This is a genomic window from Stenotrophomonas sp. P2112 (assembly GCF_041897515.1).
In the GTDB taxonomy this organism is placed as follows: domain Bacteria; phylum Pseudomonadota; class Gammaproteobacteria; order Xanthomonadales; family Xanthomonadaceae; genus Stenotrophomonas; species Stenotrophomonas sepilia.
This window is the reverse complement of record NZ_CP169216.1, coordinates 1482612-1506196: the sequence shown is the minus strand read 5'-3', so window position 1 is coordinate 1506196 and position 23585 is coordinate 1482612. Positions and strand designations below refer to the sequence as shown.

The following is a 23585-nucleotide window of genomic DNA, read 5'->3' as shown; positions in this document are numbered from 1 at the left end:
CCGTGGGCGCGCTGATTGTGGAAGATTAACCGTCCGTTGGTGGCTATGCCGCCGCACTGCCGGGCGTGTAGGGCCACGAAGCACAGGAAGCCGCCAATTGCAGCGCAAAGGGAGGCCACGCACCTCGATTGCGCCCTTCTCCAACTGTCGATAATGTCTTCGGAAGTGGCCAGTCATCATTGGCCGGGAGACGGGAGACGCGGGCTTGGAGCGATTCAAAGAATCGATTGAACTGAGCTTCCGGATCCGACCCGTCGGAATCGCACTCGCGGCCGTCTACGCCCTGAGCTGCCTTGCCTCCCGTCAGTTCTCGCTGGATCAGTTCTTCCTGCCTGCGGGCATCCGGGCAGCGGCACTACTGATCGTCCCGACCCGCCTGTGGCCCTACCTGCTGCTTGGGGAGTACGCGTACTTCGCAACCCTGCGCATCCCCATGATCGATAGCTACGGCCTGGTCTGGGTCATCCTGGCCTCGACTCTGCTGATGCCGCTGGCGATGCTGGTGGTCTACTTGCATCGCATGAGAATGCCATCAGAGTCCGCCACCGGCCTCTGGCTGCTGTCGCTGACCTTCTGCACGGCATTGTTCGTCCCGGCCTCAATATGGGCATTTCATTTGCTCTGTGGTCGAACCCGCCGCCCAGCAACCTGCTTAGCGCAGTTGATCGCACGATCTTTGGCCACTTCGCCGCCATCATCACCCTCGTGCCGTTGGCATTCCTCTGGTCGCGACGACACGCGGATCCCAATTGGACGCGCCGCTTTGCTGCGCCTACGGTCACGGCCATCCTGGTGATGCTGGTCCTGGGCCTGTGCATGCAGCTGACGGCCATCAGCGCCCACACCACACGCACCCACCTGGTGCTGCTGTCCTCCCTCCCAGCGATCGCCCTGACCTTCATGCATGGGTGGCGTGGCGCTGCCATCGCGATTCCGCTGTTGAACCTTCCACTCCATTTCGCCACACCCAGCACCGGCCTACCGTCCTCGTTCGACCTGGGCACCTTCGCCACCCAGCAGAACATGGCCGTGATGAGTGTCGCACTGCTCGCACTGGGATCCAGCATCAGCTATCACCATGAGCGTGCACGGTCCCGTGGACTGGCTGAGGAAACCACATTGCGCTTGGCACGCAGTTCGCATCAGACCCGTGAGCGTGAGCTTCGCGAGCGCGCCTCCCATCTCAAGCAACTCGGCGAAGGCATGGACAGCTCGCTCGGCGAGATGGTCAGCTGGCTGAAGGCGCAGGGGCATCATGCCGTGGCCAACAGCCTGCAGCACGCCTCATCCGTGCACTCGCGGCTGTTCCGTGAACAGGCCAGTCTGGTCTACCCCACGGGGCTGGAGCAGGTTGGGCTGTATATCGCGCTTCGGGTTGGCGGCGCATGCGAGACCTGGAACAACTCCCATCGCGTGATTCCGCCCCGGCTGGAGGGCAACCCCTGCTTGCTGACGGTGGACCTGCAACTCGCCATCTATCGCTCGCTGATCGAGGCGGTGTCGCTGCTGCTGGAGCTGGAATCGGGACAGGTCAGCGTGCGCGCCCGGAGCGGCCAGGCTGGCGAACGCCGCGGCATCGTGGTGGTTGTGGGCCTGCTTGACCGTGGTTGCACGCTGTCGAACCGGACCGTTCAGCAAGCCACCGAGCGTCTGGCCGGCCGGATAATGGCCTACGGCGGCACGGTGCATTGCCGTAGCAACCGGCTCCGGCTCGTCCTGCACGAATCGATTGCGGGTACAGCGGCGGCATTCGCATCGCCTGCCTGACCGGGAACGACGCGCAGGGCACGCTGCTCCGCTAAAGTTGCGCCCGAAACCGCCGCTATCCGTGCCGAGCCCCTCCCTCGTGAGCCACCGCATCATGCCCGTGCTGCCGCAGGCCGCCGTCGATGGCGACCTGGCCGATCCGCTGCCGCAGCGGATCCTGCTGGTCGAAAACTCCCGTGCGTTCACCGGCATGCTGCGCGAAGCCATCGAGCAGCGCCTGGAACTGCCGGTGGTGATCGCCTCCACCCTGGCCGAGGCCGACCGGCTGCTCAGCGAAGGCGGGGGCTGGTTCCTGGTGCTGACCGGACTGGTGCTGGCCGACGGCGACCGCGATGCGGTGGTCGAGTTCTTCCTCAAGCGCGACCTGCCGACGGTGGTGGTCAGCGGCGTTTACGACGAGGACCTGCGCAAGCGCGTACTACAGCAGCAGATCATCGACTACGTGCTGAAGAACACCCCGGGCAGCATCGACTACCTGGTGTGGCTGGTGCAGCGGCTGGAACGCAACCGACGCATCGCCGCGCTGGTGGTGGACGATTCGCCGTCCGCGCGTGGCTATGCCGCCGCCCTGCTGCGGATGTATGGGCATGAGGTGCACGAAGCCGCCGACGGCAACGAGGGCCTGGCTGCTATCGAGGCGCATCCGGCGATCCGCCTGGCGGTGGTCGACCAGGAAATGCCCGGCATGCAAGGCGTGGAATTCACCCGTCGCCTCCGCACCCTGCGCTCGCGCGACAAGGTGGCGGTGATCGGCATCTCCGGCAATACCGACGCCTCATTGATCCCGCGCTTCCTGAAGAACGGCGCCAACGATTTCCTGCGCAAGCCGTTCTCGCGCGAGGAGTTCTTCTGCCGCGTCTCGCAGAACGTGGACCAGCTGGAGCTGATCGGCACCCTGCAGGACCTGGCCACCCGCGATTTCCTCACCGGCCTGCCCAACCGACGCTTCTTCCTGGAGCAGAGCCAGCGTCAGCTGCCGCAGCTGCAGCTGCACGGCCAATGCGTGGCGGTGGCGATGATCGACATCGACCACTTCAAGCACATCAACGACACCCATGGCCACGAAGCGGGCGACGACGCGCTGCGCGCGGTGGCCGGCGCGGTGACCGCGCATGCACGCAGCCACGACCTGATCGCGCGCTTCGGCGGCGAGGAGTTCTGCCTGCTGGTGCCAGACATGGAACAGGACGAGGCGCTGCTGTACTTCGAGGAGCTGCGCCAGCGCATCGCCGCACTGGAGGTGGACATCGGCACCGCTACCCTGCGCATGACGGTCAGCATCGGCCTGTGCTGCCTGCGCCCGCAGCGCGATGCGCTGCACCGGCTGATCTCCGAGGCCGACCGCCAGCTGTACCTGGCCAAGGCCGGTGGCCGCAATCGGGTCAGCTGCACCACGGTGGCCAGCCCGCTGCGTCCACGCGAGCCTGCGCTGACCTGACCGGCTCGCTTTGATCCAGATCAACGCCGTTCCCGCACGGCAGCTCTACAGTCGGCCCCGACATACGCATGAAGGGGAGCCGGGGATGGCACTACTGGTCTGGCAGGACGATCTGAACATCGGCATCGATGTGATCGACCAACAACACCGCCGCATCATCGAGATGCTCAACCACCTGCACGTGGCCCAGTCCAGCCTGCAGCGCGCGGCAGTGGGTGAAGTGATCGACGAGGTGGTCGACTACACCATGTCGCACTTCGCGTTCGAGGAAGAGCTGATGGAGGAAGCGGGCTACCCGTTCTGTGCCGCGCACAAGCGCGTGCATGAGATCTTCATCAAGCGTGTGGCCGAGTACCGGCTGCGCTTCCAGGCCGGCGAGGACATCAGCGATGAACTGCGCACGATGCTCTCGCGCTGGTTGTTCAACCACATCCGCGGCGATGATCAGGCCTATGCCGAACAGGTCAAGGCACACCTGAACCAGTTCACCCGCGAGCACCAGGGCGGTGGCTGGCTGGGACGCACGCTCAAGCGCTTCTTTGGCTGAACCGCAGCGCGCGCCGGTGCAGTGCCACCAGCGCGCACAGCGTCGCTGCCGCAGTCAGGCACAGGTAGTAGCCGACCGCGACCAGACCGAAGCGTTCGGCCAGCCAGGTGGCCAGGTACGGCGCCGGTGCCGCACCCAGAATGCCGGCCAGGTTGAATGACAGCGATGCGCCGGTGTAGCGCACCTCCACCGGGTAGATCTCGGCCAGGAAGGTACCGCAGGGACCATAGGTCAGGCCCATCAGGAACAGGCCCAGGCACAGGAAGGCGGTGACCATCCACGGGCTGTGCGGCTGGAACAGCGGCGCGAACAGCACGCCGAAACCGATGATCAGCACGCTGGCCACGATCATCGTGCGGCGCGTCCCCCAGCGGTCGCCATAGCGCGCCGACAGCGGGATGCCCAGCGCGAAGAACAGCATGCCGGCCATCTGCATCAGCAGGAACTGCTCGCGGCTGTAACCCAGCACCGCCGTGCCATGGCCGAGGCTGAACACGGTCATCAGGTAGAACAGCACGAAGGTGGCGAACGCGCCCAGGGTACCCAGCAGCATCGGCACCGGGTGGTCACGCAGCACCGTCCACATCGGCAGCCGCACCGGCGCCTTGCGCTCCAGCGCCTGCTTGAAGTCGGGGGTCTCGTGGATGTTCAGCCGCACCCACAGGCCGAGGCCGACCAGCAGCGCGCTGGCCACGAACGGAATGCGCCAGCCCCACTGCAGGAAGTCGGCCTGGCTCAGGCAACGGCCGAGCACCAGGAAGATGCCGGCCGACAGCAGGAAGCCGAGCGGTGCACCCAGCTGCGGGAACATGCCGTACCAGGCACGCTTGCCCGGCGGTGCGTTCTCGGTGGCCAGCAGCACTGCCCCGCCCCACTCGCCGCCCAGACCCAGGCCCTGGCCGAAACGGCACAGCGCCAGAAGCGCCGGCGCCCACAGACCGATCTGTGCGTGCGTCGGCAGCAGGCCGATCAGCACCGTGGACAGCCCCATGGTCAGCAGCGCAGCCACCAGGGTGGCCTTGCGGCCGATGCGATCGCCGAAATGGCCGAACACTGCCGAGCCAACCGGGCGTGCGATGAAGGCCACCGCGAAGGTTGCCAGCGACTGCAGCAGGGCTGCCTGTTCGCTGCTGTCCGGGAAGAACAGGTGCGGGAACACCAGCACCGCGGCCGTGGCGTAGATGTAGAAGTCGAAGAACTCGATCGTGGTACCGATCAGGCTGGCCAGCAGAACACGACGGGGGGAATTCACGGGCGGCGCGGCAGCGGTGATCGAGGACATCGGCAACACGGGAAATGGCAGATCGACCGATTCTGCCACGGGCTGGCGGCGGTACGGCACGATGGTTTCAGCCGACACCGATGCCGACGAGGGGGCAGGCGCCTCCTGTAACGTCGAGCCATGCTCGACGGTTCTTCGCGAGATGCAGCCGAGCATGGCTCGGCTCTACAAGAACGAACGGCAGTCGAGCATCGCTCGACTCTACAGAGAGCGAACAGCCGTCCAGCAATCGCGTCGTTACAGCTGCATCCAGGTGGCCTTGATCTCGCTGTACTTGTCGAACGCATGCAGCGATTTGTCGCGCCCGTTGCCGGACTGCTTGTAGCCCCCGAACGGAGCGGTCATGTCGCCGCCATCCCAGCCGTTCACCCAGATGCTGCCGGCACGCAGCTGGCGCGCGACGCGGTGGGCTCGCCCCAGGTCCCGTGTCCACAGGCCGGCGGCCAGGCCGTAGCGGCTGTCATTGGCCACGCGCACCGCTTCGGCCTCGTCTTCGAAACCAAGCACAGCCAGCACCGGCCCGAACACTTCCTCGCGCGCCAGTGCCTGCTCCGGGCGCACCTGGTCGAACACGGTGGGCTGGACGTAGCTGCCGCCGGCTTCCACTTCGGCGCGCCGCCCACCCAGCAGCAACCGGGCACCCTCGCCTTCGGCGCGCGCGATATCGTCCATCACCTTGTCCAGGTGCGCGGCATCCACCAGCGCGCCCATCGGCGCATCGGGGTCCAATGGATGGCGGGGGTGCATGTGCTGGCCATAGGCAACCACCTGATGCACGAAATCCTCGCGGATCGAACGCTGTACCAGGAGCCGCGAACCTGCGGTACAGACCTCGCCCTGGTTGAAGAAGATACCCTGTGCCACCGCCTTCGCGGCGGCGTCCAGATCAGGGGCGTCGGCGAACACCACATGCGGGCTCTTGCCGCCACACTCCAGCCAGACCCGCTTGAGGTTGGATCGTCCTGAACACTGCAGCAGCTTCGCGCCCGTGGCCGTGGAGCCGGTGAAGGCGAGCACGTCCACATCCATGTGCAGGGCCAACGGCTCACCGACGCGCGCACCGTGCCCCGGCAGCACGTTCAGCACGCCCTCTGGCAGGCCCGCTTCGGCGGCCAGCGCCGCCAGCCGCAACGCACTCAAGGGCGAGCGCTCGGACGGCTTGAGCACCACCGAGTTGCCCATGGCCAATGCAGGCGCGATCTTCCAGCAGGCCATCAGCAGCGGAAAGTTCCACGGAACGATCGCGGCCACGACCCCGGCGGCCTCGCGCGTGACCAGTCCCAGTTCGTGCGGGCCGGTCGGCGCGATCTCGCCGTACAGCTTGTCCACGGCCTCGGCGGTCCAGCGCAGGCAGCGCACCGCGCCTGGCAGGTCGATGCGGCGCGCATCACGCACCGGCTTGCCCATGTCTAGGGTTTCCAGCAGGGCCAGCTCGTCGGCATGCGTTTCGACCAATGCCGCCAGCGCCAACAGTACGCGCTTTCGCTGGGCCGGGCTGGCCTGCGACCAGTGGCCGGCCTCGAAGCTGCGCCGCGCGGCCAGTACCGCGCGCTCCACGTCCTGTGCGTCGCAGTCGGCGACCGCCCCCAGTACGCGACCGTCGATCGGGCTGACGCAGTCGAAACGGGCGCCGCTGGCTGCATCGACATAGCGGCCATCGATGAAGGCCTGGCCTGGCATCGACAGCTGGAGGGCCAGTGCCTGCCAATGGCTGCGGTCGGGAAAATCGGCCATGGGAAGCTCCAGCATTCAACGAGCCTTGGTTATACCGGGGTCACCGCGACTCCGCCGTGACGTGGCTGCGCTACATTCGTCGCATCGGACCCGACGGAGCTGGCATGAAGCGTCCCGGAAGCGACCTGCACGACCTGACCACACAGCGCCCCGAGTCACTGGACGCTTACTGGATGCCATTCACCGCCAACCGCCAGTACAAGGCGGCACCACGCATGCTGGTCCGCGCCGAAGGCATGCACTACGAAGACATCGATGGCCGACAGATCCTCGACGGCACCGCCGGCCTGTGGTGCTGCAACGCCGGCCACGCGCGACCGCGCATCGTCGAGGCCATCGCCGGGCAGGCACGCACGCTCGACTACTCGCCCGCTTTCCAGGTGGGCTCGCCGCCGGCCTTCGCGCTGGCACAGCGGCTGGCCGCACTGGCTCCGGCCCCGCTCAACCATGTGTTCTTCACCAGCTCCGGCTCGGAGGCGGTGGATACCGCGATGAAGATCGTGCTGGCTTACCACCGCCAGCGTGGCGAGGGCCAGCGCACGCGCTTCATCAGCCGCGAGAAGGCCTATCATGGCGTCGGTTTCGGTGGCATGGCGCTGGGCGGTCTGCCCAACAACCGCAGGGCGTTCGGCCTGCAACTGGGGGGCGTGGACTATCTGCGCCACACCCTGGACCTGCAGCGCAACGCGTTCAGCAAGGGCCTGCCGCGCCAGGGCGCGGAGCTGGCCGACGACCTGGAACGGCTGATCGCGCTGCATGACGCCTCGACGATTGCCGCCGTCTTCGTCGAGCCCATCGCCGGCTCCGCCGGGGTGATCCTGCCCGCGCCCGGATACCTGCAGCGCCTGCGCGAATTGTGCGACCACCACGGCATCCTGCTGGTGCTCGATGAGGTCATCACCGGTTTCGGCCGGGTCGGCATGCCCTTCGCCGCGCAGCGCTTCGGGGTCACACCGGACCTGCTGACCTTCGCCAAGGCGGTCAGCAACGGCGCGGTGCCGCTGGGCGGCGTGCTGGCCAGCGACGCCGTGCATGCCACGCTGATGCAGGCCCCGCCGCAGGCCATCGAGCTGTTCCACGGCTATACCTACTCGGGTCACCCGCTGGCCTGCGCCGCAGCGCTGGCAACACTGGACGTCTACGCCGAGGAGCGCCTGTTCGAGCGCGCCATCGAACTGGGCGAGTACTGGCAGGAACGGCTGCACGCGCTGCAGGGCCTGCCCAACGTGATCGACATCCGCAACTTCGGGCTGGTCGGCGCGGTCGAGCTGGCACCGCGCCGCGATGCCCCTGGCAGCCGCGGCTACGAGGTGTTCCGGCGCTGCTTCCACGATGGCCGGCTGCTGGTGCGCTGCACCGGTGACATCATCGCGCTGTCGCCGCCGCTGATCGTGGACAAGGCGCAGATCGACCAGATCACCGGCACCCTGGGCGAGATGATCCGGGTCACCGCCTGAGCCCGGGCCGGCGGCGGCGAGCGGGTACAATGGGCGGTTCCGCTCCTGCTCGTTGCCGTGCCCATGGATATCGTCGTCAAAGAAGAACTCAAGGCCTACATCGACCCGCTGACCGCGGACGAACATGACGCGCTGGAGCGCAGCATCCTGGCCGAAGGCTGCCGCGATGCGCTGGTGCTGTGGGGTAATGTGCTGGTCGATGGTCACAACCGTTTCGGCATCTGCCAGAAGCATGGCCTGCCCTTCAACACCGTGCAGAACACGCGCTTCCAGAGCATGGAAGACGTTCACCTGTGGATGATCGAGCAGCATCTGGGCCGTCGCAGCGTGTCCGATTTCCAGCGCGGCGTGCTGGCGCTGCGCAAGCGCGACATCCTGGCCGCCCGCAAGCAGGTCGAGCAGGCGCAGCTGCAGCGCGAGAGCGACGGTACCGCCGAGATTGCCGATGAGGCGGGCGAGGACAGCCCGCCGTGGGAGCCGGCACCGAAGCTCAGCCGCGCCGAACTGGCCCGCGAAGCCAAGCTGAGTACCAGCCAGGTCGGCATGATCGAGCGCATCCATGCCCAGGCTGCACCCGAAGTGGTGGAGGCAGTGAAGGCCGGCGTGATCTCGATCAGCGCCGCCGCAGCCGTGGCCGATCTGCCCGAAGAGGAGCAACGCGCCGCCGCCGCCGGCGGCAAGGATGAGCTGAAGCAGGCGGCCAAGCGCGTGCGCGAATCCAAGCGCAAGCCGCGCGCGCCGAAGCCGGACGCGGCCGAGATGGACTTCGAGGAGCCCAGCGAGGACGAGATCGCCAGCCGCGACGCCGAGGTACTGTTGGCACTGGAACAGCTGGGCGAGGATGCCCCGGCCCTGCGCCGCCGCGTGGTCGCGTTGACCCGCGAGAACGACACCCTGCGCGCGCAGCTGGCCGCGCTGCGCAAGCAGGTAGTGCCGGCCGCTGGCCGGCAACCCCATGAAGGTATCGGGTGAACTGAAGATGCCGGCCAGCGGCCGGCACTACCAGATGCTCATGCCGTGCCGGTTAGACTTCCGGCATGACGCCTGCCCACGATCCGCGCCGCGCCCAGCTGCGGCGCCTGAAAGCCCTCGCACTGGGCCTGCTGCTGTTGATGCTGGCCGGATTCGCGGTCAGCCATTGGCACGGCGAACGCGGCATCTGGGCCTGGGTTTCGGCCTTCTGCGAGGCTGCTGCGGTCGGCGCGCTGGCCGACTGGTTCGCAGTCGTTGCGCTGTTCCGGCGGCCAATGGGCCTGCCGATTCCGCACACCGCGATCATCCCGCGCAGCAAGGAACGCATCGGCGACAGCCTGGCGCTGTTCGTGCGCGACCAGTTCCTGGAACCGGGTGTGCTGCTGGCCAAGCTGCAGGTGTTCGATCCGGCCAGTCGTCTCGGTAGCTGGCTGGCCGACCCGGCACGCTCGCGGATGCTGGCCGACATGGCCCGCGGCTGGGCGCTGCAGGCACTGGATTTCTTCGACGAAACCGCGGTGCGGCGGCAACTGCATGCCTTCGTGGTGCAGCAGCTGCGGCAGTGGAACGCTGCTGCCACCGCCGGTGAACTGCTGGCCCTGCTGACCGCCGATGGCCGCCACCAGCGCGTGCTGGACGAGGGCCTGCAGCGCCTGGGACGCTGGCTGGAGCAGCCGGAGGTGAAGGAGCGCGCCTCGCAGCTGATCGTGCGCTACATCCAGCGCGAATGGCCGACGCTGTCGAGCACGGTGAACTGGGTCAAGCCAATCGACGAGATCGGCGACAGCCTGGCCGAACGCCTGGCGCGGGCGGTACTGGAAGAACTGCAACAGGTGCTGGCCGAGCCGCAGCATCCGCTGCGCCAGGACTACGAGACCTGGCTGCAGAACTACGTGCAGCGCCTGCGCGAAGACCCGGCGCTGGCTGAGCGCATCGAACAGCTCAAGCAGGACATGATCGACCACCCCGCCCTGCAGGACTACGTGCAGGGGCTGTGGGCGCGTATCCATGCCAGCCTGCGCGCCGACCTGCAACGCGAAGACTCGGCGCTGGTCGGACACCTGCGGCGCAGCCTGGCGTCGCTGGGCAGCAGCCTGCAGGCCGACCCGGCCCTGCGCGAGGCCCTCAACCAGCACCTGCTGGAAGGTGCACAGCGCCTGACCGGCCGCCTGCGCGAGGGCGTGACCACGCATATCGCGCAGACCGTGAAGGGCTGGGACGAGCGGCACCTGGTCGAGCAACTGGAACTGAGTGTGGGTCGCGACCTGCAGTTCATCCGCTTCAACGGCACCCTGGTGGGCGGGTTGATCGGCCTGCTGCTGCATGCGGCAACCGTGGTGTTCAGGTTCTAGCCCCGGCCAACGCCCACGATCAGCACGCTTGATTCATGAAATGCGAATACATATCATTTGCTGATCGGTTGTACGCTTAGCCAAACGGGCACCAAAAACGTGCCCATCGCCCGTGTACTGCCCCGACTTCTGGGCTGCCCGTCTGCGCGGGCAGTGCTTCGTCGATGGGACACGCTGGGCGACATGCGCAGGGCGCAAGGGGGCCGCGGACGCGTTCCATCCCTTCTCCTACCTTCAGGAACGCCGTGGACCGCTCGCCCACACCCGCCAGCCCCCGCACCTTGTTCTCCAGCCCGCGCTGGGGCGTGCTGTCACGCGCTTTGGCCGCGATTTTCGGCGGCTATGCGCTGGCCTCGATGACCAGCGTGTTCTGCGCGGTGGCGTTGCCCGGCGCGCGCGGCCAGACCGTGCTGACCGGCATGCTGCTGGCCATTGTGGTGGCTGCCTGCGCGGCGCTGTGGGCCTTTGCCACCCGCAGTGCACTGCGGGCCTGGGTCGGCATCCTCGCCCCCGCCCTGCTGATGGCGGCGGTCGCACGCCTGTTGGGCGCCTGGGCATGAAGAACGGATTCCGCCAGTCGATGGCCTGGCTGCATACCTGGACGGGCCTGCTGGTCGGCTGGTTGCTGCTGCTGATCTTCATGGCCGGCACGGCCAGCTACTACCGCGAGGAAATCAGTCGCTGGATGCGCCCGGAGCTGCCGTCCAGCAACGTCAGCATCGACGTGGCCGCGCAGCGCGCGGTGGCCTACCTGCAGGCCAATGCGAGCCACGCCGAGAACTGGTTCGTCACCCTGCCGCAGCCGCGCAACCCGGCCATGCAGCTGTTCTGGCGGCTGCCACCGGAACTGGCTGACCCCAGTCGTGGCCATCGCGGTGGCTTCGGCGACGCCACGCTCGACCCGAACACCGGCCAGGCATTGAAGGCGCGCGAGACCCGTGGCGGCGACTTCTTCTACCGCCTGCACTTCGACCTGCACTACATCCCGGTGTACTGGGCGCGCTACCTGGTCGGTTTCTGCGCGATGTTCATGCTGGTGGCGATCATCACCGGCGTCATCACCCACAAGAAAATCTTCAAGGACTTCTTCACCTTCCGCAAGGACAAGGGCCTGCGGTCCTGGCTGGATTTCCACAACGTCAGCGCGGTGATGGCCCTGCCGTACCACGCGATGATCACCTACACCGGCATCGTCACTCTGATGATCATGTACCTGCCGTGGGGGGTGAAAGTTGCCTACCCGCAGGACGAGGACAAGTTCTTCAGCGAAGCCTTCGGCGGCATGCCAGAGGTGACCGCGCCGGCACAGGGCCGCGCCACGCCGCTGCCGATCGCACAGCTGCTGGACAGCGCGCGTGCACACTGGCACGGCGTGGAAGTGGCCGGCTTCACCGTGTCCAACCCGGGCGCTGCCAATGCGGTGATCGACATCCGCCAACGCGACGGCAGGCGTTTGTCCACCGACACCCCGGCGCTGCGCTACAACATGGTCAACGGTGCGCTGCTGGAAGAGACGCCGCCGTCCGGCGGCGCCACCGCCACCCGTGGCGTGCTGTATGGCCTGCACCTGGCGCGCTTCGCCGACTGGGGCCTGCGCGCACTGTTCTTCCTGTCCGGCCTGGTCGGCTGCCTGATGGTCGCCAGCGGCGTGGTGCTGTGGGCGGTGAAGGAGCGTCCCAGGCATGCCAAGAACGGGCGTACCGGATTCGGCCTGCGCCTGGTCGATGCGCTGAACATCGGCACCGTGGCCGGCCTGCCGATCGCCTTCGCGGCGTACTTCTGGGGCAACCGCCTGCTGCCGCTGCAGATCGCCGAGCGCTCCAGTGCCGAGGCCAACGTGTTCTTCTACGCCTGGGGCGGCGCGCTGCTGGCCGCCTTCATCTGGCCGAAGCGGATGATGTGGGCGTGGCAGCTCTATCTGGGTGCGGCCGCGTTCGCACTGGTGCCGGTGGTCAATGCAGTGACCACCCATGCCCACCTCGGGGTCACACTGCGCAGCGGCGACTGGGTACTGGCCGGCGTCGATCTTTCGATGATCGCGTTCGGCGCGATGCTGGCGCTGTGCGGCTGGCGCATGCAGCGCTGGACGCCACCGCTGAGTGCGGCCGAGAAGAAGAAACGTGCGGCCGCTGCGGCTGCACCGAAGGCATCGGTGAACACTGCGGAAGCGGCCGAAGCGGAGGCCAGCGCATGATGCTGCTGGCACTGGCGCTGTCGTTCTCTGCGTTCACCGCGCTGTCGCTGTCGATGGAAAAGCACCAGCACGACCTGCATGGCAAGGCCGCGGCCGCACCCGCACGGCGGATGCAGTGGCGGGTGCTGGGCTGGGCGCTGCTGGCGGCGGCGTTCGCACTGTGCGTGGCCGACCACGGCTGGGCGATGGGCCCGGTGCTATGGCTGGGGGCAATGACCCTGGCCGGCGTGACGCTGTCGTTCGGGTTGTACCCGTATCGTCCAACATGGATTGCGCCGCTGGCGATCGCGCTGCCGGTGCTGGGGTTGGTGCTGGAATTGCTGTAGCCGCAGGACGGGGACAGCGGCATCCTCGCATGGCGTGGATCTACAATGCCCGTATGGATAGCATGCTGCAGCGGATGTCTGGAATCGGCTTTTTTTCCCGGTTGGGTGAAACACTGCCCATAGCGGCCGGCGTCGTCGCCGTTCGGTCGCTGGCCGAAGCACTGCGGACCATCGATACCGATGGTTTCGAATGGATGCCCACCACACTGGGCGATTCGGATCCGTTTCACGGCGCCCTGCCCCATCCAGCCGAACTCGCCGACGCCCGACGCGAACTCAACCGCACGTTGATGCGCGCGCTTTCGGCACTGGATCTGCCGGCACTGCGCTGTGGTGCACATGACCTGCAGCTGGTGGCGCGCGATGGGGCGATGTTCGCCTTCCGGCAACGCCTGCTGGAGATGCATCTCGGCCTGCCGGCACACTGGGAGCCTGTGCTTGCGCTGTACGAACAGGGCCATTGGCCCCTGGCCCATGCGCCGGGGCGATTGTTGGTGCTTTAGGCCGATCCACGCATGGCGTGGATCTACGGACCAGACGCGGTAATGCCTGCCGCTGGCCGGCATCCCGCGGACCTTCCACGGTTCTGACGCAGTTGCCGGCCAGCGGCCGGCACTACCGGGCTTACCCCAACCGCTTCAGTTCCCACGCGCGGTGGATGCGCGCGTTGCGCTCGAAATCCGGACCAATCGTGCGTGCGGTGATCTCGCGGCACTGGGCGAACTCGGCGATGGCGTTCTCTTCCAGCTTGAAGCGGCGGAAGTTGTTGGAGAAGTACAGCACGCCACCCGGTGCCAGCCGCGCCACCGCCGCACGCAGCAGCTTCAGTTGTTCGCGCTGCACGTCGAAGTCATCGGCGCGTGCGGAGTTGGAGAAAGTCGGCGGGTCACAGAAGATCACGTCGTACTGGCCACGGTCGCCTTCCAGCCACGCCATCGCGTCGGCCTGGACCAGCAGGTGCTGGTTGCCCCCCTGTCCGTTCAACGCCAGGTTGTCGTAGCACCATTGCAGGTAGGTAGCCGACAGGTCGACACTGGTCGTGCTGGCGGCACCCGCCACGGCGGCCTGCACGCTGGCCACGCCGGTGTAGCAGAACAGGTTCAGGAAACGCTTGCCACGCACCTGCTCGGCCATCATCCGGCGCAGCGGGCGGTGGTCAAGGAACAGGCCGGTATCGAGGTAGTCGAACAGGTTCACCTGCAGCAGCGCGTTGTTCTCTCGCACCACGATGAACTCGTCGCGCTGCTCGAAGCGGCCGTACTTGCTGCCGCCCTTGCCGCGCTCGCGCGATTTCATCGACACCTGCTCCGGCGGCACGCCGAATACTTCGCGCGCGGCGGCCAGCAGCTCATTGCGGCGGCGGCGCACGTCGTTCTCAGGAATCGCCGCCGGTGCCGCATATTCCTGCACATGCAGGAAGGTACGCCGCCTGCCCCCCTCTTCCTCGTAGACGTCGATGGCCGCCGCGTACTCCGGCAGGTCGGCGTCGTAGGCGCGGAAACAGGTGATGTCCTCGCGGGCACGCCAGCTCTTGAACTTCTTCAGGTTCTTGCGCAGGCGGTTGGCCACCATCTGCGCGCCTTCGCTCAGCTCGCGGGGCTGTGCCGGATCACGGCCCGGAACAGCGATCGGATCGCAGACGATCAGCGCGCATTCCAGCGCACCGTTGAACATCTGGTACTTCTTGCTGGCGCGCAGGCCGGTGGCAAAGGCCAGTTCGTCATTGCCACACAGCAGGCTGGCGCGCCACTGCGGCACCGCCTTCTGCAAGGCATTGCCCAGTGCACGATACAACGCTGGATCGGCGGCCAGGCGCTCGTCGTACGGCGGGTTGCAGACCACCGCACCGATCTCCTGTTCCGGCGCGGCCAGGTCGGCGACATCGGCGCGGGTGAAACGGATCGCGTGGGCGACGCCGGCGACCTCGGCATTCTCGCGGGCCGCCTGGATCGCAGCCGGGTCGATGTCGCTGCCGTGGATGACCGGCTTCAGCGCGGCCAGGCCGGCCGCTTCGCGCTCACGTGCTTCGCTCTGGATGGACTTCCAGGCCACCTTGTCGAAGCCCAGCCAACGGCTCGGCGGCAGGCTGCCATGCCGCATCAGGCCTGGGGCAACGTCGGCGGCCATCAGCGCGCCTTCGATCAGCAGCGTGCCGCTGCCACACATCGGGTCCAGCAGCCCACCGCCGGCGGCATGCAGGCGCGGCCATTGCGCGCGCAGCAGCAGCGCGGCGGCCAGGTTTTCCTTCAGCGGCGCCTCGTGGGCGGCACCGCGCCAGCCGCGGCGATGCAGCGGGCCACCGCCGAGGTCGATCGACAGCGAGGCGCGGCCCTTGCGCAGCGAGAGGTTGACGCGCACGTCGGGCAGATCGGTATTGACCGAGGGCCGCTCCAGGCCTTCGTCGCGCATGCGGTCGACGATCGCATCCTTGATCCGCTGCGCGGCAAAGCGTGCATGGGTGATCTTGTCGCCGGACACGTGCGCATCCACCGCCAGGGTCATCTCCGGCGAGATGTGCTCGTGCCACGGCAGTGCACGCACGCCGTCATACAGGGCCTGCTCGTCCGGGCAGTCGAACTCGTCGATCGGCCACAGCACCCGGCTGGCCAGGCGCGACCACATCACGATCCGCAGCGCCTGCGCCAGTTCGCCGTCGGCGTTGACGCCGGCAATGGTGGCGGTGGCCTTGCCAAGGCCCAGGGCCGACAGTTCATCGGCAAGCAGGTATTCCAGGCCCTTGGCGCAGGAGACGAAGAATTTCACGGGATCGGTTCGCAGGTGGTCGGGCGCGGCACAGGGGCCGGGCCGGTCGGAAAGGAGGGCCGTAGGCACGGCCGGCAGGCCCGCGCCGGGGGCGGCGGGGCTGCCATTGTAGTCAATGCGGGCGGGCGCGCCGTGCGCCCTGGCTTCACAGATGCCGCAGCAGGCGCTCGAAGGCCTGCGCGGAGGCCTCCACGTGGCGCTCCAGGCGGTGGCCATCGTCAACCAGCAGCAACTGCGCCGAACGCGCCTGCGCCCAGGCAATCACGCCGGCAGCCGGTACCACATCGTCATGCCAGGCCTGCACCACCGTGGTCGGCACCGCAGCGGCGTCCAGCGCCGGCATCGGGCCCATGGTGGTCGGCGGCACCATCAGGAACAGGCCGGCTACCGGCACCTGCAGCGAGGCGATGGCGGAGATGTAGGCGCCCAGGCTGGAGCCGGCCAGCACCACCGGCCCCTGACGGGCGGCGATGGCGGCGCGTTCAACCAGACGGCGCAGGCGGGTCGGCACGTCGCCCACCCGGCTGACCTCGCTCATCGCGTCCAGGTCGGTGTAGTCGGGGCGCTCGTGGGTCCAGCCCAGGCGTTGCGCCACCTCGGCCAGCGCGGTGACCTTGGTCGCCTCCGGGCCGCTCTCGAAGCCATGGGAGAGGATGCAGTGGCCGCGGCTCATGCGCGTGCTCCGTGGGCGCGGGCCGACGAGGAAAGGGAAGGCAGGTTCATGCCGCAATGCTAGCATCGCCGGATGCCCAACCCGCTCCTGCCCGGCCTGCAGCTGCAGCCCCTGCCCTATCACGACCGACTGCCGCTGCGGGATCCCGCCTCGCTGGAAATGGTGGTGATCCACTGCACCGAGCTGCCCGATCTGGCGATGGCCCGCGAGTACGGCGAGCGCGTGCTGTACGACAGCGGCGCCGGCAACAGCGGGCACTTCTACATCGACCGCGATGGCAGCGTGGTGCAGTACGTGGCGCCGGAACGCGTGGCCCATCACGTGCGCGGCATGAACGCGCATACGCTGGGCATCGAGCTGGTCAACCGCGGGCGCTATCCGGACTGGTTCGACAGCCGCCACCAGGCGATGGACGAGCCCTACACCGAGGCACAGCTGCAGGCGCTGGAAGGCCTGCTGCAAGCGCTGGTGGCGCACTATCCGTCGCTGCGGCGGATTGCCGGGCATGACCAGCTGGACCTGGAGCAGGTGCCGGCCAGCGACGATGCGGCGCTGACGGTGGCGCGCAAGCGCGATCCGGGGCCGCTGTTCCCGTGGGCGCGGATCCTGGCCAAGGTGCCACTGCAGCCGGTTGGGTAAGCGGCAGGGCTGCGCCCTGCACCCGCAGAGGCAACGTCAACGTCAAGAGCTGGCATTCCGGGGGATGGCGGGGTGGATCCGATTGCGGGGGACGCCGTAAAGCCCCAGGCCGGCCCAGCCGCTGGCGGCTGTGCGTTCGGGCGCTTGCGAAGCAGTGCTTCGCAAGCAAAGCGCCCTCACCCATGGCGGCTTGGCCGCGGCATCCATGCCGCGGACACCCCCGCAACCGGACCCACCCCGCCTTCGACAGTTCTCCGCGATCCTTCGAATCGACACGGGGTCGGATCCCGTTGCTGCGCAACGGGCTCTGACCCCGATTTTCGGTTGATGGGGTCAGAGCCGCTTTCCGTTGGAAAACGGATCCGACCCCGCGCGGCTCAGGCGCCGGTCGCCACCGGGCGGCTGCTGTCGCTCACCCAGCCGCTCCAGGAATCGGCGTAGATGCGCGCGCCGCTCAGGCCCGCGCTTTCCATCGCCAGCAGCAGATGGCAGGCGGTCACGCCGGAACCGCACATCAGCACCACCTGCTGCGGATCGCGGTTGCCGATCACGCCCTGCAGTTCGGCGCGCAGCTCCTGTGCGTCGCGCAGGCGGCCGTCGAGTACGTTCAATGCGAACGGGCGGTTGACCGCGCCCGGCACATGCCCGGCCACCGGGTCCAGCGGCTCCACTTCACCACGGAAACGCTCACCCGCCCGCGCGTCGACCAGCCAGCCCGGCGCATGCTTCAGCCGCGCGGTGATTTCATCGGCGTTGGCGATCTGGATGGTGTCGAAGCGGCCCGGGTAGGCAGGCAGCGCTGTCACTTCAGCCTGGCCGCTTTCCAACGTGTGACCGGCGGCCTGCCAGGCGGCGATGCCGCCGTCGAGTACGGCCACCCTGCTGTGACCGATCAGGCGCAGCAGCCACCACAGGCGCGAGGCGGCCATGCTGCCGTCGCTGCCATCGTAGACCACCACCTGGGTGTCGGGGCCGATGCCCCACTGCCCCAGCTTCGCAGCAAAGGCATCGCTGTCCGGCAGTGGATGGCGACCATGGCCGACGCGCGACAGATCAGACAGGTCACGATTCAGATCGGCATACACCGCACCCGGGATATGACCTGCCAGATACTGGCTGCTTCCCGCCTGCGGGTCGGCCAGCGAGGAGCGCGCATCGACCACCCGCACCGCAGTGCTGGCAGTGGCGCGTGCGTCGACCACGCGGATGCCTTCGCCCAACGCGGCAGCCAGGGTGGCGACATCGACCAGGGTGGTCCACGGCGGATCGATCAGCTTCATTGCACTTGCTCCAGGCGGCGACGCAGGTTGTAGAGAATGGCGGCGGTCGCCCCCCAGATGCGCTGGCCCGGCCAGCCATACTCAAGCACGTGGCGTACCCGGCCGCGATGGTTGATTTCGACCTGGCGCAGGCTGTCAGGCGCCATCAGGTAATCCAGTGGCACCTCGAATACCTCGGCTACTTCACTGGGCTGCGGCACAGGCACGAACTCCGGATCGACCACCGCCACCACCGGCGTGACGCGGTAGCCGGTGATGGTGACGAAGGGATCGAGATACCCCAGCGCCTGCACCTGGCCGGGCGCCAATGCGATTTCTTCCTGGCTCTCGCGCAGCGCGGCCGCCAGCGCGTCGCGGTCATCGGGTTCGGTGCGGCCACCGGGGAATCCGACCTGGCCACCATGGGTGCGCAGTGTTTCGGTGCGACGGGTGAGGATCACCTGTGCGCCGTTGGCGCGCGGCACGATGCCGGCCAGCACCGCAGCCTCCACTGGAGGCCCGGGCGGCAGCAGGTCGACCAGCTCACTGCGGTTCCAGCCGTCGCCCGCAGGTGGTTGGGCCAAGGGGTGCAGCGCGCGCATCAGTCGTTCGTGGTCGGTCAGCGAACCGCGCAGGGACTGCTGCAGTTGTTGCCGCAGGGGCTGCACGCGATGCAGGATGCGGCTGCGTTCCTCGTTGCTCATCGACGACCACCGCGCGATCTCATCGATATGCCGCCCGCAGCCGGCGCATCGCCGGTGCGGATCCAGCGTGCACACTCCGATGCAGGGACTTGCGACAACACGCGCCGTTTCTTCCATTGTTTGCACCCGCCAACAGTAGCGCGATCGGGCTGAATTTGCGCGGGTGGCCCAGCCGGACGGTAGAGTCGACTGTCAGTCGACTCGCGCGCGCAGCGCGGGCGTTTCCCCGATGTGACCCAAAAACAGTCGACTGACAGTCGACTCTACCGTCAGGGACTGCGCAAACAAAAACGCGCCGGTGGAATCACCGGCGCGTTTCGTTTGCTGCTTCGATTTACTTGACGCTGACCAGCTTGATCTCGAACTGCACAGCCACGTTCGGCGGGAACGGGGTGCGCGGATCGGCACCGTAGGCCTGGTCCGGCGGCAGGGTGACTTCCCACTTCGAGCCTGCCGGCATCTGCAGCAGGGTCTCGCGCATGGCCTTCATTTCGACTTCGCTGACCTTGATCGACGGGATCTGCTGGGCCGGGCGGGCTTCGGTCGGGCGCTGGCCGTACGGGAACGGACCGGCCACTTCCAGCTGCACAGTGCTGGCCTGGGTCGGCTTGGCACCCTTGCCGGCCTCGATCACGCGGTACTGGACGCCGCTCGGCAGGGACTGCACACCGGCCTTGGCCTTGTTCGCCGCGATGAACTGGTCGCTCTTGGTCTTGTTTTCGGCAGCCGCCTTTTCGTACTCGGCCTTGGCGGCCTGGGCACGGCCCTGCTCGCGCTTCTGGAACGCTTCAACGGCCGGCTTCAGCTGCTCGGCGGTGATCGCCGGCTGCTTCTTGGCGTAGGCATCCTGCAGGCCCTTCACCACCGAGTTGATGTCCAGCTGCTCACCACGACCGGTCAGCTCCGCCAGGTTGTTGCCGTAGTCGTAACCGAAGTAGTAGCTCAGCTTGCCCTTTTCGGACGAGACGTCCTGGGCGAAGGCATTGCCCGTCAGGGCCAGGGCCGCGACGGCGACCGCGATAGAACGCAACTTCATCAAACAGTTCTCCAGGGGTGGTAACTCAGGGACGTTCTGCGCCGCCCTGAGGCGACGGGTTAGGATAACGGGCGCAACGTGTAACCGCTACTCACGATGCAGGCTATGACCCGTCTGCGTTTCCAGAGTTCAATATCACTTTTTTTTAACGTTCCAGGAGTTTCCCCGTGGCCGATGCCCTGATCGCTGTCGCTGACGACGGCGCCATCCGCACCGTGACCGTCCAGCGCCCGGACAAGCTCAATGCCCTCAACGCCGCGACCCTGCAGGCCCTGGCCGATGCCTTCAGCGACGCCGCCGCCGATCCGGAGGTGCGCGTCATGATATTGACCGGGGCGGGCCCCAAGGCGTTCGTGGCCGGTGCCGACATCGCGGAAATGAACACTCTCAGCGCCGTTCAGGGACGTGATTTCTCGCTGCTGGGCCAGGCCCTGATGCGCCAGATCGAACGCATGCCCAAACCGGTCATCGCACGCGTGAATGGTTTCGCACTGGGCGGTGGCCTGGAACTGGCGATGGCCTGCCACCTGCGCATCGCCGCAGATACCGCCAAGCTCGGCCAACCGGAAATCAACCTCGGCCTGATCCCCGGCTTCGGCGGCAGCCAGCGCCTGCTGCGCCTGTGCGGCCGCGCCGCCACCCTGGAGCTGTGCCTGCTGGGGGCGCCGATCAACGCCGCGCGTGCGCTGGAACTGGGCATCGTCAACGAAGTCGTGCCGGCCGACGCGCTGGACAACCGGGTGCAGGACGTCGCCCGCCAGCTGGCACGCTCGGCCCCGCTGGCCCTGCGTGGCCTGCTCGACGCGGTGCACGTGGGCGGCGAATGCAGCCTGGAGGCCGGGCTGGAATACGAAAGTGCGCAGTTCGGCCTGCTGTTCGCCACCGAGGACATGCGCGAAGGCACCAGCGCCTTCCTGCAACGCCGCGCGCCGGCCTTCCAGAACCGCTGACGCCATGGCATCCCGACCCAACCCCGCGCAGTTGTTCGCCCGGGTCCAGGCAGACGATCTCGATGGTGCCCTGCAGGCCGGGCTGATGGACTACATCGTCCGTGCCGGCGACGACCGGTTGCTGCCTGACCACCCCGACCTTCCGCAACGCCTGTGCCAGGCCCAGCAGCAACTGCGCGCGGCCTGGGCTGCACGCGAACGCTACCGTGCCCGTGCGGTGCGCCTGGCCCGCCGCGAGGCCGAGCGCGATGCACGTCGCACCCCGGCACCAGCCCCGGACGTGAAGCCCGCCCTGCCCGCTGCGGCAGCCGCGATTCTGGCCCGGGCCAAGGCCCGCGCCAGTGGCAAGGAACAGTAATGGCCACCACGAAAAAGACCGCACGCGCCCCGGCGCGGCGTGGCGGCACGATGCCACGCGCCGACGTGGTGGAGATGTTCACCCGCCTGCGCGAACTCAACCCGCACCCGAAGACCGAACTGGAGTACAGCTCGCCGTTCGAGCTGCTGGTGGCGGTGGCGTTGTCGGCGCAGGCCACCGACGTCGGCGTCAACAAGGCCACGCGCCGCCTGTTCCCGGTCGCCAACACGCCGGCGAAGATCCTTGCGCTCGGCGAGGATGGCTTGAAGCAGTACATCGCCACCATCGGGCTGTTCAACGCCAAGGCAAAGAACGTGATCGCCACCTGCGCGATCCTGCTGGAGAAGCATGGCGGTGAAGTGCCGCGCGATCGCGAAGCGCTGGAAGCGCTGCCGGGTGTCGGGCGCAAGACCGCCAACGTGGTGCTCAACACCGCGTTCGGCGAACCGGTGATGGCGGTGGACACGCATATCTTCCGCGTCGCCAACCGCACAGGACTGGCGCCGGGCAGGAACGTGCGCGAAGTGGAAGACAAGCTGGTGAAGGTGATCCCGGCCGAGTTCCTGCTCGACGCGCATCACTGGCTGATCCTGCACGGACGTTATGTGTGCAAAGCGCGCAAGCCGGATTGCCCGGGCTGCGTGATCGCCGACCTGTGCCGGTTCAAGGAAAAGACCACGGCCGAGTGACGGCAGCATCCACGCAGGGCGTGGCTCTACTGCAACCGGGTCGCAATCCGGGCGTCATACGCAAGCGGTTTCAATGGCAGGCCCTGCCGTGACGGGGCCTGCGGCGGATGTCTGCCGCGCGTGAACTGTCACATTTACGCAATCTTTACCTTCTAGCCTGCGCGCATCTTCCCACCTGCCTGCAAGGCTCCTCTCCATGAAACTGCATCACCAACTCCTGACGGTGGCCGTGGCTGCTGCGCTGTATGTGCCGGCTGCACACGCCGAAGTCGCCATCGACGTGATCGGCGGTTCGGAAATCACCTTCGAAGGCCTGGTCCAGGCCGACGGCAACTGGTTCCACAACGATGTGGTCGACCTCAACGGTGGCGACGCCGGCAACGGCAAGAACAGCGAATTCGAACTGCGTCGCGCCGAGCTGGTGCTGAAGGGCAAGGGCCCGGGCAACGTGGAGTGGGTGGTCGGCTATGACGCCAAGGCCGACAAGTTCCTCGACACCAACGTGAAGTACAAGCTGCTGGGCAACGCCAACCACTTCCTGCAGCTGGGCCAGTTCAAGCAGCCCAACAGCCTGGAAGAACTGTCCAGCACCAAGAACAACGATTTCATTTCCAAGGCAGCGGTCACCAATACCTATGCCATCGCCCGCCGCCTGGGCGGCGCGTACAGCTACGGCCAGGACAACTGGTCGGTGACCGCCAGCGCCTTCGGCCGCGAGCTGACCCGCAACCTGGCCCACGGTAGCGGCTACGGCGCGCGTGGCACCTGGGCCCCGATCAATGAAAAGGGCCAGGTCCTGCACTTCGGTCTGAGCTACGTCAACTACGACGCCGACGCCGACACCCTGCGCGTGCGTGCGCGTCCGAATGCCGACCTCGCCACTGCCCGCCTGGTTGACAGCGGCAACCTGACCGACACCGACCGCGTCAGCACCATCGGTGCCGAAGCGATGTACTTCCAGGGTCCCTTCAAGGCCCAGGCCGAGTACTACACCAGCAAGGCCAAGCGCTACGACCACGACAACTACTCCAGCGACGGCTACTACATCAGCGGCGTGTGGAACGTCACCGGCGAGACCTGGAGCTACAAGGGCGGCACTCCGGGCACCGGCCTGCCGAACAACCCGGCCGGCGGCCAGTGGCAGCTGGGCGTGCGCTACGACCACATGGACCTCAATGACGGCAACCTCGCCGCCAATCCGGTCGCCGGTCGCCCGCCGATCGTCGATGGCGTGCTGGGCGGCAAGATGGACATCTGGACCGTGGGCGCCAACTGGTACCTGCGTTCCAACTTCAAGCTGATGCTCAACTACGTGATGGTCGACAGCAAGAAGTACAGCTCCACGGCGCGCGGTTTCGTCAACGACGATCCCAACATCCTGGAAGCCCGCGCGCAGTTCTTCTGGTAAGCCCAGCCACCTGCGTTGAACCGCGAAGGCACGGCCC

Annotated in this window: 21 protein-coding genes and 1 pseudogene; 15 read left to right on the top strand and 7 right to left on the bottom strand. The window is 67.3% G+C overall.

From position 1 onward, the window contains the following. Positions 1 to 205 precede the first annotated feature (205 nt). The 3 genes and pseudogenes from ACEPA4_RS06970 (at position 206) to ACEPA4_RS06960 (ending at position 3752) form a co-directional block, all read left to right on the top strand. Positions 206 to 1767: pseudogene (locus tag ACEPA4_RS06970) on the top strand (MASE1 domain-containing protein). 94 nt (positions 1768 to 1861) lie between these two features. Then, positions 1862 to 3205, top strand: coding sequence for a diguanylate cyclase (locus ACEPA4_RS06965; RefSeq protein WP_049416322.1), 1344 nt, complete (start codon positions 1862 to 1864; stop codon positions 3203 to 3205). 85 nt (positions 3206 to 3290) lie between these two features. Further along, positions 3291 to 3752 carry a bacteriohemerythrin gene (locus tag ACEPA4_RS06960; RefSeq protein WP_005415916.1) on the top strand — a complete coding sequence of 154 codons (462 nt, stop codon included), beginning with the start codon at positions 3291 to 3293 and terminating at the stop codon, positions 3750 to 3752. Here the strand turns inward: ACEPA4_RS06960 and ACEPA4_RS06955 are convergent. Together ACEPA4_RS06955 and ACEPA4_RS06950 are read right to left on the bottom strand one after the other, a co-directional pair. Further along, positions 3733 to 5034, bottom strand: coding sequence for an MFS transporter (locus ACEPA4_RS06955; protein ID WP_032954064.1), 1302 nt, complete (start codon positions 5032 to 5034; stop codon positions 3733 to 3735). The two genes, ACEPA4_RS06960 and ACEPA4_RS06955, sit on opposite strands and share 20 nt — an antisense overlap. A gap of 237 nt (positions 5035 to 5271) precedes the next feature. Next, positions 5272 to 6768 carry an aldehyde dehydrogenase gene (locus ACEPA4_RS06950; protein ID WP_065177402.1) on the bottom strand — a complete coding sequence of 499 codons (1497 nt, stop codon included), beginning with the start codon at positions 6766 to 6768 and terminating at the stop codon, positions 5272 to 5274. Between the two features lie 104 nt (positions 6769 to 6872). On the opposite strand from ACEPA4_RS06950, the gene ACEPA4_RS06945 reads away from it, so the two are divergent. From ACEPA4_RS06945 to ACEPA4_RS06915, 7 genes are all read left to right on the top strand, one after another. Then, complete coding sequence (locus ACEPA4_RS06945) at positions 6873 to 8225, top strand: aspartate aminotransferase family protein (protein WP_139726942.1); 1353 nt, start codon at positions 6873 to 6875, stop codon at positions 8223 to 8225. Positions 8226 to 8288: 63 nt separating this feature from the next. Then, positions 8289 to 9197 carry a hypothetical protein gene (locus ACEPA4_RS06940; protein WP_005415912.1) on the top strand — a complete coding sequence of 303 codons (909 nt, stop codon included), beginning with the start codon at positions 8289 to 8291 and terminating at the stop codon, positions 9195 to 9197. Between the two features lie 65 nt (positions 9198 to 9262). After that, on the top strand, positions 9263 to 10549 hold the full coding sequence (locus ACEPA4_RS06935; RefSeq protein WP_065177404.1) for a DUF445 domain-containing protein: 1287 nt from the start codon (positions 9263 to 9265) through the stop codon (positions 10547 to 10549). 245 nt (positions 10550 to 10794) lie between these two features. After that, on the top strand, positions 10795 to 11109 hold the full coding sequence (locus tag ACEPA4_RS06930) for a DUF3649 domain-containing protein (protein ID WP_005415910.1): 315 nt from the start codon (positions 10795 to 10797) through the stop codon (positions 11107 to 11109). Next, positions 11106 to 12743: a PepSY domain-containing protein gene (locus tag ACEPA4_RS06925; RefSeq protein ID WP_262090866.1), complete on the top strand. Its 1638-nt coding sequence runs from the start codon at positions 11106 to 11108 to the stop codon at positions 12741 to 12743. Before ACEPA4_RS06930 ends, ACEPA4_RS06925 begins: the two co-directional genes overlap by 4 nt. Continuing rightward, the gene (locus tag ACEPA4_RS06920; RefSeq protein ID WP_005415908.1) at positions 12740 to 13069 is read left to right on the top strand and encodes a DUF3325 domain-containing protein; all 330 of its coding nucleotides are present in this window, start codon (positions 12740 to 12742) and stop codon (positions 13067 to 13069) included. Before ACEPA4_RS06925 ends, ACEPA4_RS06920 begins: the two co-directional genes overlap by 4 nt. A gap of 29 nt (positions 13070 to 13098) precedes the next feature. Beyond that, positions 13099 to 13572, top strand: coding sequence for a hypothetical protein (locus ACEPA4_RS06915; protein WP_065186092.1), 474 nt, complete (start codon positions 13099 to 13101; stop codon positions 13570 to 13572). Positions 13573 to 13693: 121 nt separating this feature from the next. Here the strand turns inward: ACEPA4_RS06915 and rlmKL are convergent, their stop codons facing one another. Both rlmKL and ACEPA4_RS06905 read right to left on the bottom strand, forming a co-directional pair. Next, positions 13694 to 15832 (bottom strand): bifunctional 23S rRNA (guanine(2069)-N(7))-methyltransferase RlmK/23S rRNA (guanine(2445)-N(2))-methyltransferase RlmL, encoded by a 2139-nt coding sequence (gene rlmKL, locus ACEPA4_RS06910; protein ID WP_065186091.1) that lies wholly within the window; start codon positions 15830 to 15832, stop codon positions 13694 to 13696. 145 nt (positions 15833 to 15977) lie between these two features. Next, the gene (locus ACEPA4_RS06905; RefSeq protein ID WP_065186090.1) at positions 15978 to 16505 is read right to left on the bottom strand and encodes an alpha/beta hydrolase; all 528 of its coding nucleotides are present in this window, start codon (positions 16503 to 16505) and stop codon (positions 15978 to 15980) included. 72 nt (positions 16506 to 16577) lie between these two features. Here ACEPA4_RS06905 and ACEPA4_RS06900 point away from each other — a divergent pair, with 72 nt between their 5' ends. After that, positions 16578 to 17144: an N-acetylmuramoyl-L-alanine amidase gene (locus ACEPA4_RS06900; RefSeq protein ID WP_053498686.1), complete on the top strand. Its 567-nt coding sequence runs from the start codon at positions 16578 to 16580 to the stop codon at positions 17142 to 17144. A 377-nt stretch (positions 17145 to 17521) separates the two neighbouring features. Here ACEPA4_RS06900 and ACEPA4_RS06895 read toward each other — a convergent pair whose 3' ends face one another. The 3 genes from ACEPA4_RS06895 to ACEPA4_RS06885 all read right to left on the bottom strand — a co-directional run bounded on the left by ACEPA4_RS06895 (position 17522) and on the right by ACEPA4_RS06885 (position 20143). After that, positions 17522 to 18424 (bottom strand): sulfurtransferase, encoded by a 903-nt coding sequence (locus ACEPA4_RS06895; protein WP_065186089.1) that lies wholly within the window; start codon positions 18422 to 18424, stop codon positions 17522 to 17524. Continuing rightward, entirely contained in the window at positions 18421 to 19224 is an 804-nt protein-coding gene (locus tag ACEPA4_RS06890) for a CoA pyrophosphatase (protein WP_111202184.1), read from the bottom strand. The genes ACEPA4_RS06895 and ACEPA4_RS06890 overlap by 4 nt, the downstream gene beginning before the upstream one ends. Positions 19225 to 19441: 217 nt before the next feature. Further along, complete coding sequence (locus ACEPA4_RS06885) at positions 19442 to 20143, bottom strand: FKBP-type peptidyl-prolyl cis-trans isomerase N-terminal domain-containing protein (RefSeq protein WP_005408797.1); 702 nt, start codon at positions 20141 to 20143, stop codon at positions 19442 to 19444. A 167-nt stretch (positions 20144 to 20310) separates the two neighbouring features. On the opposite strand from ACEPA4_RS06885, the gene ACEPA4_RS06880 reads away from it, so the two are divergent. The 4 genes from ACEPA4_RS06880 to ACEPA4_RS06865 all read left to right on the top strand — a co-directional run bounded on the left by ACEPA4_RS06880 (position 20311) and on the right by ACEPA4_RS06865 (position 23548). After that, positions 20311 to 21093 carry an enoyl-CoA hydratase-related protein gene (locus ACEPA4_RS06880; RefSeq protein WP_111202185.1) on the top strand — a complete coding sequence of 261 codons (783 nt, stop codon included), beginning with the start codon at positions 20311 to 20313 and terminating at the stop codon, positions 21091 to 21093. 4 nt (positions 21094 to 21097) lie between these two features. Further along, on the top strand, positions 21098 to 21451 hold the full coding sequence (locus ACEPA4_RS06875) for a hypothetical protein (protein WP_005415900.1): 354 nt from the start codon (positions 21098 to 21100) through the stop codon (positions 21449 to 21451). Beyond that, complete coding sequence (gene nth / locus ACEPA4_RS06870) at positions 21451 to 22140, top strand: endonuclease III (RefSeq protein ID WP_053501078.1); 690 nt, start codon at positions 21451 to 21453, stop codon at positions 22138 to 22140. Before ACEPA4_RS06875 ends, nth begins: the two co-directional genes overlap by 1 nt. Before the next feature lie 196 nt (positions 22141 to 22336). Then, a complete protein-coding gene (locus ACEPA4_RS06865; protein WP_065186086.1) occupies positions 22337 to 23548 on the top strand; it encodes an OprO/OprP family phosphate-selective porin in 1212 nt (403 codons plus the stop codon). Positions 23549 to 23585 lie beyond the last annotated feature (37 nt).